This is a genomic window from Donghicola sp. XS_ASV15 (genome assembly GCF_041224595.1).
GTDB lineage: Bacteria > Pseudomonadota > Alphaproteobacteria > Rhodobacterales > Rhodobacteraceae > Donghicola.
Window position 1 is genome coordinate 1 of the sequence record NZ_JBGFGN010000091.1, and the last position, 323, is coordinate 323.

Genomic DNA, 323 nt, shown 5'->3' on the forward strand with positions numbered 1-323 from the left:
CGAACAAGCTGGCCTTTTAGAGCACCCATCGTTAACAAATGGCGATACAGGTATTGCGTACGGTTCATCAATTGGCTCTACTGCGCCGCTTATTCCATTTGGCCGCATGATGGACAGTGGCGAAATGACGGGTGTTACAGCAACGAGTTATATTCAAATGATGGCCCATACCGCGCCAGTTAACGTGGGCGTATTTTTTGGTTTAAAAGGCCGTGTTATTACGACAAGTTCGGCATGTACATCAGGTTCACAAGGTTTGGGCTATGCTTTTGAGGCGATTAAATTTGGTCGACAAAAGCTAATGGTGGCAGGTGGCGCAGAAG

The 323-nt window shown here is 47.4% G+C and carries 1 protein-coding gene; it reads left to right on the plus strand.

The genetic code is table 11. The features are described from left to right. The coding region (locus AB9K37_RS02920; RefSeq protein WP_369835474.1) for a beta-ketoacyl synthase N-terminal-like domain-containing protein at positions 1–323 on the plus strand (323 nt) is incomplete at both ends.